Below are 13,348 nucleotides of genomic sequence, written 5' to 3' on the forward strand. Positions count from 1 at the left end.
GACCGGTTGCATGCCTCCCTCGACGCCGCCTCCCGCGACCTACGAATGGTACCCCCGATCCGACAATCGTGGCCCGCATCATCGGCCATCGGGGACGCGGGACCCGTCCGCCCACGGATCCGTCAAGCGGATGCCGCCCACTCGACCCGGTTGCGGCCGGTCGCCTTGGCCAGGTACAGCTTGGCGCCCGATCACGAGCGAGGTCCTTACGGCCCTTCCCGCAGGTCCGATTATCATCATCCGGCCGCAGCGATGCCTCATGCATTGGCGGCGGCGCGACGCCGAATGACGCTATTGACGCAAAGAGTACAATATCAATCCGAGGGGGGTAAATTGGAGCTGGTATTAGTCCTCGTTCTGATCGGGGTGGGCATACTCGCGATAAAAAGCCTCATGAACCAGGCTCGCCGCAAAAAGCTGATGGCGAAGTACGGCGACGTCGAGATAGTCGATCTTATTATGAAAAAGGTAGTATGGCAGGGCATGCATGTCGAGCACCTGCTCGACGCACTGGGTCGTCCAGCCGCCATTGACCGAAAGGTCTACAAGACCAAGACCAGTCAGACCTTCAAGTACGATCAGTCCGGCAAGAACAGATTCCGTCGCCGGGTGACGTTGGAGAACGACGTGGTGGTCGGGTGGGACTTCAAATGACCGTCCCTCACTCGACGGCCTGCTTGTCCGCCAGGGCCTGCAAGAACTCGCGCCGGACAGTGACCACCTGCGCCATCGTGTGCTGGCGGGCGGCGACGATCTGGGAGTGCGCCTGCCGTAGCTCGGCCAGGGCCCCGTTCATGCGCCCCTCGATCTGGGTCTTCCTGGCCAGGACGTCCCGCTCGACGCGGGCGACGTCGCGCTGATCGACATGGCGCGTCGGATCGAAGGCGAACCGCCGCTCCAGCGATGCGCGCCAGTCCAGCATGCGGACCTGCATCTTGGGTCCGAAACCGGGCACTTGGACCAGCGCGGCGTGCGTCACGTCCGCGGCCGTCTCAATGCCGTACGAGGCCAGGGTCAGCTTCCGCCCCTTGCCGACCCCCTCGATCTTGGCCTTCTCGATCTCGAACGCGTCCAGGAAGCGGAGGCGCTGCGCCCGCTCGCGGTCGCGCTCCAACCCGGCCAGCATCCCCAGTCGCATGCTCGGCACCTGGTTCCATTCGTTGCGCAGGTCGAGCAGAACGGACCTCCGCTGCTCGTAGATGGCCGGACCCGTCTTCTGCAGCCACTCCTTCTCGACGCGGTCCCACCGTGCCGATGCGGTTCGATGGGCGTCCTTGATGGGTCCGGTCTTCCCGGCCCCGTCGGTCGCCGCGAGGACGACGAGGTACGCCACGCCCGCCGCCAGGAGCGTCACGGGTCCCACCGCCAGGCCGAACAACGCCACCACGGCAGCCACGACGGCGGCCATGGCGTGCCTCTTCGTCTTCCAACCGGCGAGCCTCAGGGCCTCGGCACTTGGCCCCGGCATCGGGACATCGATAGCCGGGGCGCTTCCCGGATGCCGAATCGCCTCCACCTCTTGCCACAGCCGGGCCATGTCGAAGACGGTGCTCGATGCGCCCTGGACCACGGCCGGGAACAAGGCGACACCGGTGGCTCCCTCCATCGGGCACCAAGGGCATTGGGTGGCCCGGTGATGCCAGTGGGAGGGGTTGGAGGCGCACTGCCTCAGTTCCTTTTCAAGACCTTCGAGTCCGGCGATCCACGCCCGGGCGGCCGGTCGGCCGACCGTACGCGCATCCGCGGCGAAGGCCCGCTCGAACAGTCGCTCCACCTCCGGCCCCACGATGGAAAGCGGAGGGGTACCGGGCGGCTGGGTCATCTGCAGGGCCGACCGACGCTGGCCGTAGGCGAAGCGGTGCTCCTCAATGGCGCGTGGGATCGGCATGTCGCCGGCACCGGAGAACCGGCCGGCGAACGGGTGCCTTCCCATGAAGAGGAGGAGGAAGGTCATGACCGCCAAGCCGAAATCGTCGTGCGAGGCGTCGCGCACGACCCCGTGGAACGGTCGCCCCTGTAGCTCTGGAGGGGTGAACGTCTCGACGCCGACCTCGCACAGGAAGCGTCGTCCGCCATGCGTGACCTGGAAGCTGTCGCAGTCGATCAGGGTGACCGTCGCATCCTGGCCGACGAGGACGCCGCCATGGTTGACGTCGCCTATGACGCAACCGGCGGCATGAACGGCCGCGAAGGCCCGGGCCGTGTTCGCTGCGGCCCGCACGAGGAAGCGCCAATCCGCCCGGAGGAACTCCGAGCGGCGGCTCTTTGGGCTGTAGAGGTTGTGGATGTCCTTGCGGTTGGCGACGCGAGGCATGAGGAGGCCAACCGGCGCCCGCGCGCCTGCGTCCATTAGGAGGCCCGCGGGCCATGCCGTGAGGCGAGCCAGGGCTTCGTTGCCCAGCGACCCCATGGCCTTGATCTTGTCCGCCCGCTCGGGGGACAACGGGTTGTGGTAGACCTTCGCGACGAGGGCCGGTTGCGATACGACCTCGTAGACGGCGCCTTCGCCCCCCTGCCCGAGCACGGCACCGAGCCCGACCGGCCGACCGGCATCGTCGAAGACCCGCGGCGGTCCCTTGCCCATCCGGGGCCCGTCAGGGCGGCGACAGGCGCGAGGCGAGGACCAGCGACTTGTCGTCGTCGGTGCGCTCGCAGACGCGCGGAGAGGACAGGTAGGCGGTGAGGTCCGCCGACAGGGCGGCGTCCAGGCCCGGCCCCGCGAGCTTCCGCACGGGCGCGAGCATCTGCCGGAAGAACGGCTCGAACACGGTCCTGGTCGCCTGATGGAGGACGAGGTTCTCCAGCCCGTCGGAGAAGACGGACACTTCCTGGAGCCGCTCGGGCACGTAGGCGAATTCCAACCGTTCGGTCGCGTCGTGGGAGACGACGAAGTTCGTGGTGTTGGCGAACTCGCCGTGCTGCGGCCAGAACACGTAGGACCAGTCCTCGTCCTCGCCCCGCGATATGACGATGGCGCCGTCGCCGACCTGGAGGAAGGCCGCGCCCGACGCGCCGACGACGGCGACCAACAGCGTGCAGGCGTAATCCCTCAATGGGCGGCCTTCGGCGGCGGCGTGGCGGGTCAGCGCGTCCGCCACCCGGGCGACCCAGGCGCGGCCGCATGCCAGGTCGACGTCGGCCATCCGCCCGCCTTCCTCGAAATGGAGCTCGACCAACTCCATCGCCGTCTCCACCGCCAGCCAGGCGCCGACCTCGGCATGGGCGGCGCTACCGGCACCGTCGCAGACGACGGCGACCAGCACGTCCCCTTCGTCCGTGTCGACGACCCGGCAACCAGCATGGTCCTGGCAGGGTGCGTTCGAGCCCTCGTGCGACGTCCCCCTCGCGACGGCCAGGACCAGTCGCCACGGGCGGCCGTCGCTCAAACCTCGGCCCATCCCGTGGGGGCGGCGAGCGGCACCGTCTGACCGACCTGCGAGCGCGAGACCCCACTCAGCGACGAGGACAACCACGCGAAAAGCTCGCGGAATCGGAGCCCGCTCAACTTCAACGGCTGGCGGCTGGAGATGTTGGCCAGGACCTCCATGTTCGCGCCCTCCATGCCGACCGCGAAGAACGAGAACGCCTTCGTTTCCTCGCCTTCGCGAACGAGCTGCGCGGCGCGGGCGTAGCTGTCGGTCGGACCGCCATCGGTGAACAGGAATACCCAGGGGCGGTAATACGAGATGCCGTTGGCCCGGTATGCGTCCTTGCGCTCGCGGATCATGTCGACGCCCCGTTCGATGGCCGCACCCATCGGAGTGTCGCCGGTCGTGTCGAGCGTCGGGGGCATGAACAGGTCCGGCGTCTGGAAGTCGTTGAGGACCGAGACCGGGCCGAAGGTGACGACCGCGATCTCGACGCGCTTCATCGCCAAGGTGTCGGCGGCGAGCTCGTCCTTGAATGCGACCAACCCGCGGTTCAGCTCCACGATCGGACGCCCCTGCATGGAATGGGAGGTGTCCAACAAGAGTAGGCAGGGGCAGCGCGGCTCCGGGTTGTCCGCGAACTCTGCCGCTCCGAACGGGACCTGGTCGAACTCCGACATGCCGATCCTCCACCGCAAGCACCTGTGCGGCACGACCTAAGGTCGTACGCAATCCTGCCCATCGCGCAAGTCCCGCCACCCACGCTACCCACTCGAGACACCTATCCCGCGAGGTGACGTCGACCGTCGCCGGCGTCGCGGGCGCGGCGGCGGGGACGGGCGTCGCCGCCTCGCATATGCTCGCCCTGGTCCCCGAGGTGTCCGCCCGTTCCGAGCGCCTCGGGTCCGAGGCGACGGCGTTCCTGCAGACCGTCCGGGCTGCCTGAACGGCGCACGCGCCCGCGTCCAATATTTCCCCACTGCGCGCGGCCGGCCCATCGAGCCCGGGACCGGACAGGCGAGCCCACCGCTCCCGCGCTCGGCTACCCCGGCCGGTCCTTCGCTCGCGGGCCCGTTGCAACCCCCGTCGTGGCCACGTGGTGACCAGGCCCTCCGGTCGGACCACCCAGCGCTTCAGGTCCGGGCCAGCAGGCGTACCGGCACCGCTGCATCGGAGCTGCGCCCGCACAGGCGAGCGGTCACCAGACCGCCGTCGATCATCCCCAGGCACGGGGCAGCGAAGGTGGCCTGCTCGTAGGCGACCAGGCGCGTCCAACCATACTCGACCACCTGGCTGTAAAGGTGCCCCGCCAGGCGCCCCCCGATTCCCGCGCCCCACCGGTACGCATATCGAAGCGTGCGCACGGCATTCCCCAGAGGGTTCGGGTTAGGTTCGAGGTTGAGGTCGATAACTCTTTGCGCGACCCGGTCGAAGTAACGCTCGTCCGCGATGACGCGCTTGGTCCCGACGTCGTAGAGCACCGCGTCCCAATCGAAGAACGTCACCCTGAGGAGGTCCTCGACCTGGTCAACCGTCGCGTGGCCGTTCACCTTGGCCCACGTGCGTTGCAGCGGCCACACCTCGACCTTCCAATGGGCGAGTTCGATGGCATGGCCGCCGAAGCGGTTCGGCTTGCCGCCGAGCCCGGATACGAAGTGGTCGTACGTCGCGAGTGAGTCCGGGTGGACGACGAAGTCGACATCGGATCGAAATTCGCGCAGACGACCGACGCAGAGGTCGCGCAGCATGCCGCCGATCACGACGGTCCGACCGAGGTCGCTTAACGCCGACGCGAATTCCGCCACTTCGCCCCGCCCGCCGACCTTTGACGCGAAGAAGGCGTCGGCACGCCTGTGCAGACGGTCCCGCTCACGGTTGTGATGCCCCGACATGGAACGCTTGCAGCTCCCGGTACAGGTCGATGGCGAAGCGGTCGGTCATCCCCGCGACCATATCGGTCAGGAGTTGTAGCTCCCTGTACCGAATCGGCAACGGCGCCGCTTCGATCCCTGTGGATGGTAGCGCGTTCTCGAACACCCGGCGGTAGTTCACCGAGATCCGGCTGTAGGCGTAGCGTGCGAAGGGGGACGTGCGGTCGGAGCCGGGGAGGAGGTAATCCCGGCGCTCGGCGATGCCCCTCCAGAGCAGGTCCATGAGACCGTGGATGACGTTGAACCCGTCCAGCTCGATCTCAAGGACGCGGCGATGGCGATAGGCGTACTCGCCGTCGAAGGCCTTCATCGCCGAGGCGAACGTGCCGCCAACGCTCGCCGCTAACAACGGCTCCTCCAGCTCCCCGACCATGATGTCATCGTACCTTGCCTCGAACGCGCGGATGATGGCCGAGATTAACGCCGTAATCGCGTTAGTCCGGAAGATCTGCATCGACACGTCGTTCAGTTCGGACGGAGGAAGGCCCGATGCCCTTGCCTGACGGTCACCGTTGCCGGCCTGGGTCAGGATCCACGCCGAAAGCTTGTCCCCCTGCAGGTCCTTCCGGCTACGCAACCACTCCATGAGGTCCGGGAACGAGACGATCTGCTTCTTGACCGCGTCTTCGGCGTCCACGACCAAGTAGGCGATGTCGTCGCACGCCTCCATGAGGTGGGTCAGCGGGTGCCGCATCCACCCGTGTGACAGGCCGGTCATCTCCCTGATCCGGGCGACCAGGCCGGCCTCGGACTGGAAGAACCCGACCTTCCTGGCATGCGATGCCCCGCCCTCGACGATCGCGTCGGAGCCGACCGTGTACTTCATCAGCGCCGCCAGGGTGCCGAAGGTCAGGTTCATGCCCCGGTTGTCCTTGACGACCTGCAGCCGGGTCAGCGTCCGCAGCGTCTGGGCGTTGCCTTCGAACTTGCGGAAGTCCTCTTTCAGTGCGTTGCCGAGTTCCGCGGGGGTCCCGAACAACCGCTCCTCGTTGCGCCTGACCCAATCGCGGATGGCGTACTCGCCCTGATGCCCGAAGGGCGGGTTGCCCAGATCGTGCGCCAGGCCGGCGGCGGCGAGCATCGCCGGGATGGCCCTGCGGACCTCGGGGTCACGGCCTTCGAACGCTCCGCCTTCGCGCGTCGCCTCGCCGACGATCCGGTCACCCAGCGTGCTGTTGACCATGTGCGTGCCGATCGAGCGCGCCAGGTTCGCGACTTCGTGGCTGTGCGTCAGCCTGGTCCGGACGCTCTCGTTCCTCTCAAGGGGGAAGACCTGCGTCTTGTCACCCAGGCGTCGGGTCGGGGTGGCGAATAGGACGCGGTCGAAATCCCGCTCGGCCGCCGTCCGGCTGGCGACGAGCCAATCCGCGCCTTCATCCGAGGCTTCCTTCCCGTCCGTGCGCGGTACCCTTTCGGCACACAGGAGCTTCGACCAATCCAGCCGTTTCGTATCGTCCGGCATGCGCTTTCCCATGCGGCGCCCGCAGCCCGTGGCAGACCGCTGGATGCCGGTCGATCGAGGCGTCGCCGAGATCGGCTTGACGCGATAACACCGCAACCGCAAGCTGCGTCGGCGAGATGGGTGGCGGTAGGCGGCTGATCGGCGGAGGGGGGCTGATGTCCAGCAGTGGTAACGGCGGCGGCGATGACGCGCCGCTGCGACCGGCGGTAAAGCCGGTGCCGGTTGCCCCGAAGGCCGGGGCCGAAGGGACGGCGGGGACGGATGGTAGTCCCGAGGGAGGCCAGGGTGCGGGAGGCGGTGTCCAGAAGGGCTCGCCTTGCTACATCGTCGAGCGCACCAAGGTGAACTCGCCCGACCCGACGGTGAGGGCGACCATCCGTAACGGGGATGCCCTCTACCTCGACTACGTGCCCGGGCCGCCGAAGAGACTGCTCGTGGTGACCCCCGCGGGCGGCGTCCTGGGTTCGATCACGTCGCCCTCGATGCCCCAGCTCATCCAGTGCATCAACAACGGGGTCGATTACGCCGTCGTGGTGGTCGGGGTTCAGGGCGGCCTTATCGATGTGCAGGTGCAACCGGCATGACGAGGCTGACCGTCGTCGGCGGCGTCTATCGCGAACGCTGCTCGTGGCCGGAATGGGACCAGGTGTTCGGCTCCGGCGGGCGGGCGGCGGCAGCCCTGGGAGGGGTCGTGCCGGACCTCGAACTGGTCACCTACGCCGAGCCGGAACTGGCCCGGCACTTCGCCGGCTATGCCGAGATGTACGGGTTCAACCTACGCGTGGTCGAGGCCCCGCAGAGGGTCACGTTCGAATACGTCCACCCGATGTCCCTCCCGGTCATCCGACCATCCCCCGGGCTCATCACGAGGCTCCCGCCCATCGACGTGACGGGTGAGGCCGTCCTGCGCTTCGGGATGATGGAGTCCACGGGGCGCGTCAGGGCGGAGGTGTGCGTCTACGACCCGCAATCCGCCTTCTCCCCGGAGCTGTTCTCCGCGAACGGCAGCGCGACCGGACGGCTGGCCGTTGTCGCCAATCGCGGCGAGATCGCGGGCATGACCGGCGTTCGGGAACCGGTGGAGGGGGCCCGTGCCCTGCTCGTCTCCGAGCGTGCGGAGGTGGTGGTCGTCAAGGCGGGGACCGACGGTGCCATCGTCGTGACCGCTGAGGCCGTCATACCGGTCCATGCATACAGGTCGGAGCGTACCTTCACCATCGGGAGCGGCGACGTCTTCGCCGCGGCCTTCGCCGCGGCATGGGGCGTGCGGGGATTGGATCCGGTCGCCTCCGCTCGGATCGCGTCGGTCGCCGTGTCCGAGTACGTCGACAGCCGGGCGCTGCCGATCCGCGACATGCGGGAGTTGGCGGCGGCCGACCCGCGGCCCCTGGTCGCGCGGCCGGGCGAAGTCTATCTGGCGGGCCCGTTCTTCACGATGGCGCAGCGGTGGCAGATCGACGAGGCGCGCCGGTGCCTCGCCGAGGTCGGCATGCGCGTGTTCTCTCCTTTCCACGACATCGGGCCCGGCTTGGCCGGCGACGTCGCGCCGGCCGACATCGCCGCCATCGAGCGTTGCGATGCGTTATTCGCCGTACTGGACGGCCTCGACCCCGGTACGCTGTACGAGGTCGGGTATGCCCGCGCCCTCGGGAAGCCCGTCTACGGGTTCGCCCAGGTGGTCAAGGACGAGGACCTCAAGATGGTGGTCGGGTCGGGCTGCCTCGTCTACGACGACTTCGTCACCGCGGTGCATCAATTGGCGTGGCGGCCATGACCACGGCGCTCCTTTTGTCGGGCGGCATGGATTCAATCGCCATCGCGTACTGGAAGCGCCCCTCCCATGCCGTGACGGTCGATTACGGGCAGGTCGCCGCCGCCGCAGAGATCCGGGCGGCGGGCGCGGTCTGCGACATGCTGGGCATCGTCCACCGCATCGTACGCGCCGACCTGTCGGCACTCGGCAGCGGGGACATGGCCGGGCGCCCCGGCATCGGCATCGCCCCCGTTCCCGAATGGTGGCCCTACCGCAACCAGATGCTCGTGACGCTGGCGGCCATGGCCATGATCCCGCTCGGCGTCACGCGCCTCATGATCGGCACGCTCGCGACGGACGGCGAGCATGCCGATGGCAAGGCGGCGTTCGTCGCCGGCCTCGATGCGCTGCTCCGGATGCAGGAGGGGAGCATGGCGCTCGAAGCGCCGGCTGTCGGACTGAGCGCGGCCGAACTCGTTGCGGTCTCGGAAGTCCCCCTCGACGTGCTTGCCTGGTCTCATTCGTGTCACCGCGCCGAGCATGCCTGCGGTGAGTGCGGCGGTTGCCGGAAGCACTACCGGACGATGGAAGCCATCGGCGCTGGCCCGTACTGAACGGGGGCGACGCACCGCTTAGCCCGCGACGGCAGGTTCATGCCTCGCCCGGATCGCAGGGGAGGCGCAATTGCTCGGACGGGAAGGGGCGGTGGCCATCGATGTCACGCCGGGCGATGACCGGGAGCCAAGACCCCGGGGGGACGCGTTGCCCCATGCTGAGCGTCCTTGGCCCGTCGTCCGCTCCTGGACGCTCCGGGCGGTGGTGGCACCCGGCCCCGTCGACTTCGGCGAGGTGCTTGAGGCGAGATCCTCAATCCGGCACCTAACCCAGGCGCCGCTCCGCGAGGTCGCCAACTTGATGGCGTTCGCGACGGGCGCGCGCGCAGTCTGGGGGTGCGCGCCGCAGCGCTCGCTGCGGCCCGCCCATTCCGCGGGAGCCATCCATCCGGTCACGGCGCTCCTCGTCCGGGTGGGCCCGAGCCCGCGGATATTCAGGCTGGCCCCCTTCGAGGCGCGCCTCGAGTTGCTGGCCCTCGAAGAGAAGTGGCGCCTGGTCGATCTGATCGCCGAGGTGCGTCGCATCGTACCAGCGGCGAAGGCCGACCTCCTCGTGCTCGCGGCGGATCCAGCACGGGTGCGTGCCGTCTACGAAAGGGAAGCGGCGCTGGTCTGGCGCGACGCCGGGGCGGTCATGCAGACCATGCACTTGTGCGCCACCGCCCTGAGGCTCGGTTTCTGCCCGGTGGGCATCGGGGGGGACGATGCCCTCGCGGCCGTGTTCGGCGAAGGCCATGGCCTGCTCGGGGCGGGTGTCGCCGCGGTCGGGCGTGCGCAGGCTCGGGGAGGGGAGGGCGACCCTTGATCAGGCCTGCCGCAGCAACCGCATATGCTGCCAGACCAAGGCGTCCAGGAGGGAGGCGGGCGCCTCGACCGCGGCCGCGAACCGTATGAACCGATCCTCCAAACCCCGGTAGTGACGTTGCGGCGTCTCGTGGGGGCCGAACAGGCCAAGGATCTGACCCGCGCGCAGCACGTGTACGTCGAGCACTGCAACGTCGTTCGAGGTGCGGTAGTTTCGCACGATCCATGACGCCGTCTTGAGGCCGATGCCGGGCAAGCGCGTGAGTGCGTCGCGGAGTTCGAGGTCCGACGATGCGGCCTCATCGATGTCGCCCAGGCCGGCCAGGCAGCCGGTGAGATACACGGCCTTCTGCCTCGGGAATCGGTAGCGCGTCGCCCGACCGTCGACGAGGAACGGTTCCGACAGGTGGCGCTCGAACTCGGCGGCGGTGGTCGCCTCGACGAGCGTGGCCCGGTCGCGCAGCCGTCGGTAGGCCGCGAGGCCGAGTTCGGCCTTCATGCCGTAGCCGCCGAGCAAGCAGGCAGCTGTCTCCTCGGCCAGCGACCGGCCCAGCCTGAGCGCCCGGAAATGGCCGTGAAGTGCGGCCTGCCATGCCTGGCCGCACCAATACGCCGCGGTGAAGAGCGTGTCGAAGGCGCCCCACCGGATATCCGGCATCACCATGGCATCGGCTGGCGGCATGGTCAGCTCGTACGTGCTGTCGGCCACCATGGTGAACATTATCTGCACGGTACGCGCCTCCGGGGCCGTTGGCTCGTTGTCTGAGCCGCTGTCATATGCATTTTATGCGTGATGACGACCGACACAAGCACAGAGGCATTCGTCGCAATGCTTCGCGCACTGATGGATGCGAACGGCTGGACACAGGCGGTAACCGCCGCGCGCCTTGGCATCAGCCAGGGTCACCTGTCGAAGGTGCTCCGGGGCCGACATCGTGCCGGCCGTCGGCTTGCAGCAAGCCTAAGCCGTGCGACGGACGCCGAGCCGAAGCGTAGTCCATGGTTGGCCGAAGTTTCGAAGGCTGCGGACGCGTCCGCCGACTTCAGGGCCGCGGTCGAGGCGATGCTCCGGCTTATGCATTGATATGCACTTAGGTCTCGCGGTCGAAGTGGCGGGGCCTACGATATCGAAGACCGGCGCCGACAGGTCGAACCGCGGCGGGGGACCCTGGCGCACCAATGGCTCGCCGCTAGCTGCCGTAGGTGCAGGTTGCATGATCGAGACGTGCCCGATCACCCCCGGTTCACGCCTCACCTCGGGCACCGGGCCGCCTGCGACGTCGGTGGTTAGGATTTCGGCGTTCGCCGGTGGCCGCAACCGATCCGGACGCGTTCAGATTCTGACGGCCTTCGCGCCCTGCGTCGGTCGTGGGGCCGGGACGCCGATCATCGTCTCGTCGGGCCCGTGCTCTTCGTCCACCAATGGCACGCCGACCGGGCGCACCGCAATCACGGCACCCGGCCGGATGACCCGGGTGTTGGCCACGAGCACGTCGCGTGGGTCTCCGTCCTCGGGCAGGGTGTCGGGGATGAAGCCGTAGTCCCCAAGGCGGTGCATCGGCGTGTGGAGGAAGCGGTCGACCATGAGCGCGCCGGAAGGCTTGTCCGTCCCGTACTCGATCGGCGGGCCGCCGATGGGCACATCGATCAGGACTTTGACCTCCCGGAAGGTCGCATCGCCGGCGGGGATGGCAGCCGACTTCATGGCTGCACGCTCGCAGTGCAGCCATGCGGCGGGCCGCCCTGCCATGGGCAGGGCCGGACGGAACTCCGGCTTGAAACCAGCGGGAACAAGACACCCTCCTATCGCGCGTCGGCTGCGATAAGAGTCATCAGCCCTAAGGGCAGTTGTGCGGGAGACCTCATTCCCAGCTCGCAAGTTAGCGAACGAGCGGCTCGGATCAAGGTCGCGGCTCCGGATCGGTGCCGAAAGGCGCATCGCGGGGCGACGGATTTCCGCAAGCCGGGCCAACGTTCCCGGTGCGAGCGCACCCGATGCCGCGCTCGGGTCCGTTCGGCGGGTTCCGGACGGCCACGGCCGCCAAGCTCCGCCGGTCCGGGCCACCGGTCGAGGCGCAGCGGAGGTCCGGCGCCGCATGCCGGCGTCGCACGCCGAGGCCGCGGCCCGCATTCAGTGCCGAAGCGCTTTGCGCCGTTGTCAAGTGATGCTCTCCTCACCTCTCGATTCGCCCCGATCACAATCACGGGCGTGTCCCGCGAGGTCGCACATGCCGCTTGTTCATCATCCGACGGCCCGGGTCCTCGGCGCCTTCCTCTCGCTATCGTCGACTTCCGCGCACTGCCAACAGGCGGTGACCCTGTCCGATTGGAGGCTGACCGCCCCGATCGACGGGCCTCGCACCTCGCACGCGGCCTTCGTGAGCGGAAATCGCCTCTACGTGCTCGGCGGCCTGTTCGCCTCGGATAAGGGCCCGACGCTGCTCGACGATGTCCAGGTTGCCGAGTTGGGCAACGACGGGGCGGTTCTTGCGACGGGTTGGCGCGGAGCCGGCCGGATCCCGGGCGCACGCTCCGGGCACGGCGTGGTTGCCTTCGGCGGACGCGTCTACCTCGTGGGCGGATACTCCGCGGTTGGCACGCTGGATGATACGAACATCGCGCCGATCCAGGCGGACGGGCAGATCGGCCCGTGGGCCCCGAGCCCGGCCCGGCTCAACATCGCCAGATCGAACCTCGGCCTGCAGGCGTGGAGGTCCCCGTCCGGCCAGGCGTACCTGATCGCGGTCGGCGGCGTGAACCAGGTCGGGTTCGACACGGTCCATTTCGACGAGGTGGAGGCCGCACCACTCTCCGGCGACGGATCCGTCGGGCCATGGCGCGTGTGCCCGTTCCACCTGAAGGGCGGGCGATCCGCACCGGGCACCGCCGTGCTGAAGGACGAGCTCATCGTGCTGGGCGGCTGGGGCGACCTTCTCGACGACGTATTCGGGGACATCCAGACCAGCATCCTTCGGGAGGACGGCTGTCCGGGTCCGTGGACGACGTCGCCGCGCCCGTTGACGCTGCCCGTCTACGGCCACTCGATGATCCTCCTGGGGGTCCCGAACTCGCCCGCGGCCCTCGTGCTCGGCGGCAATGCAGGCCAGGGCAATTACCTGAACACGGTGCAAATCGTCCCGATCGCGGCCGACGGTCTTCCCGGACGGGTCGGTTTCGACAGCCATCTCTTCGCGACGGCCCGCTGGGGCCACGCGACGGTCCGCTACAACGACTACGTCTACGTTCTGGGCGGCGCTCGGCGCGAGGGGGACGGCTTCCTGTCCGACGTGCAGTTCGCCCGAGCGGTGGCCCCCTGAGATGCCGGTCCAGCGCCCGCCCGCCTCGCGTGCTGTGTCCGAGCCATTCGTCCGCTGCGGTTTTGGGTTGGCGCTCCTCGCCGCCCTCACCGGCGCAGC

14 protein-coding genes are annotated in these 13,348 nt (G+C 68.5%); 7 read left to right on the forward strand and 7 right to left on the reverse strand.

Annotated elements, in window-relative coordinates; translation table 11 throughout:
• Window positions 1-393: 393 nt before the first annotated feature.
• Window positions 394-654 carry a DUF2845 domain-containing protein gene (locus BM396_RS17205; RefSeq protein ID WP_139239509.1) on the forward strand — a complete coding sequence of 87 codons (261 nt, stop codon included), beginning with the start codon at window positions 394-396 and terminating at the stop codon, window positions 652-654.
• 7 nt (window positions 655-661) lie between these two features.
• Here BM396_RS17205 and BM396_RS17210 read toward each other — a convergent pair whose 3' ends face one another.
• From BM396_RS17210 to BM396_RS17220, 3 genes are read right to left on the reverse strand one after another with little or no spacing between them, the layout of a single operon-like run.
• A complete protein-coding gene (locus tag BM396_RS17210; protein WP_043381469.1) occupies window positions 662-2,584 on the reverse strand; it encodes a helix-hairpin-helix domain-containing protein in 1,923 nt (640 codons plus the stop codon).
• 10 nt (window positions 2,585-2,594) lie between these two features.
• On the reverse strand, window positions 2,595-3,398 hold the full coding sequence (locus BM396_RS17215) for a PP2C family serine/threonine-protein phosphatase (RefSeq protein WP_043381467.1): 804 nt from the start codon (window positions 3,396-3,398) through the stop codon (window positions 2,595-2,597).
• Window positions 3,383-4,048, reverse strand: coding sequence for a vWA domain-containing protein (locus tag BM396_RS17220; protein WP_043381464.1), 666 nt, complete (start codon window positions 4,046-4,048; stop codon window positions 3,383-3,385). The genes BM396_RS17215 and BM396_RS17220 overlap by 16 nt, the downstream gene beginning before the upstream one ends.
• A 113-nt stretch (window positions 4,049-4,161) precedes the next feature.
• Between BM396_RS17220 and BM396_RS32835 the strand changes: the two genes are divergently transcribed.
• Window positions 4,162-4,314: a hypothetical protein gene (locus tag BM396_RS32835; RefSeq protein ID WP_158713278.1), complete on the forward strand. Its 153-nt coding sequence runs from the start codon at window positions 4,162-4,164 to the stop codon at window positions 4,312-4,314.
• Window positions 4,315-4,501: 187 nt separating this feature from the next.
• On the opposite strand, the gene BM396_RS17225 is transcribed toward BM396_RS32835, so the two are convergent.
• On the reverse strand, window positions 4,502-5,260 hold the full coding sequence (locus BM396_RS17225) for a hypothetical protein (RefSeq protein ID WP_051976021.1): 759 nt from the start codon (window positions 5,258-5,260) through the stop codon (window positions 4,502-4,504).
• On the reverse strand, window positions 5,238-6,761 hold the full coding sequence (gene dgt / locus BM396_RS17230) for a dGTP triphosphohydrolase (protein ID WP_051976020.1): 1,524 nt from the start codon (window positions 6,759-6,761) through the stop codon (window positions 5,238-5,240). Before dgt ends, BM396_RS17225 begins: the two co-directional genes overlap by 23 nt.
• A gap of 155 nt (window positions 6,762-6,916) precedes the next feature.
• Between dgt and BM396_RS17235 the strand changes: the two genes are divergently transcribed.
• The 4 genes from BM396_RS17235 (at window position 6,917) to BM396_RS17250 (ending at window position 9,933) form a co-directional block, all read left to right on the forward strand.
• On the forward strand, window positions 6,917-7,345 hold the full coding sequence (locus BM396_RS17235) for a hypothetical protein (protein ID WP_091994875.1): 429 nt from the start codon (window positions 6,917-6,919) through the stop codon (window positions 7,343-7,345).
• Window positions 7,342-8,535 carry a nucleoside 2-deoxyribosyltransferase gene (locus BM396_RS17240; protein ID WP_043381462.1) on the forward strand — a complete coding sequence of 398 codons (1,194 nt, stop codon included), beginning with the start codon at window positions 7,342-7,344 and terminating at the stop codon, window positions 8,533-8,535. Before BM396_RS17235 ends, BM396_RS17240 begins: the two co-directional genes overlap by 4 nt.
• A complete protein-coding gene (locus BM396_RS17245; protein ID WP_043381561.1) occupies window positions 8,532-9,128 on the forward strand; it encodes a 7-cyano-7-deazaguanine synthase in 597 nt (198 codons plus the stop codon). The genes BM396_RS17240 and BM396_RS17245 overlap by 4 nt, the downstream gene beginning before the upstream one ends.
• 301 nt (window positions 9,129-9,429) lie before the next feature.
• Window positions 9,430-9,933 (forward strand): nitroreductase family protein, encoded by a 504-nt coding sequence (locus tag BM396_RS17250; RefSeq protein WP_244538895.1) that lies wholly within the window; start codon window positions 9,430-9,432, stop codon window positions 9,931-9,933.
• Here BM396_RS17250 and BM396_RS17255 read toward each other — a convergent pair whose 3' ends face one another.
• Window positions 9,934-10,653, reverse strand: a complete 720-nt coding sequence (locus BM396_RS17255; RefSeq protein ID WP_051976017.1) for an 8-oxoguanine DNA glycosylase — start codon at window positions 10,651-10,653, stop codon at window positions 9,934-9,936.
• Between the two features lie 612 nt (window positions 10,654-11,265).
• Window positions 11,266-11,682 carry an inorganic diphosphatase gene (locus BM396_RS17265; protein WP_244538896.1) on the reverse strand — a complete coding sequence of 139 codons (417 nt, stop codon included), beginning with the start codon at window positions 11,680-11,682 and terminating at the stop codon, window positions 11,266-11,268.
• A gap of 478 nt (window positions 11,683-12,160) precedes the next feature.
• On the opposite strand from BM396_RS17265, the gene BM396_RS17270 reads away from it, so the two are divergent.
• The gene (locus BM396_RS17270) at window positions 12,161-13,249 is read left to right on the forward strand and encodes a Kelch repeat-containing protein (RefSeq protein ID WP_043381458.1); all 1,089 of its coding nucleotides are present in this window, start codon (window positions 12,161-12,163) and stop codon (window positions 13,247-13,249) included.
• The last annotated feature ends 99 nt before the right edge of the window (window positions 13,250-13,348 follow it).

It is taken from the genome of Methylobacterium sp. UNCCL125 (genome assembly GCF_900116795.1).
In the GTDB taxonomy this organism is placed as follows: domain Bacteria; phylum Pseudomonadota; class Alphaproteobacteria; order Rhizobiales; family Beijerinckiaceae; genus Methylobacterium; species Methylobacterium fujisawaense.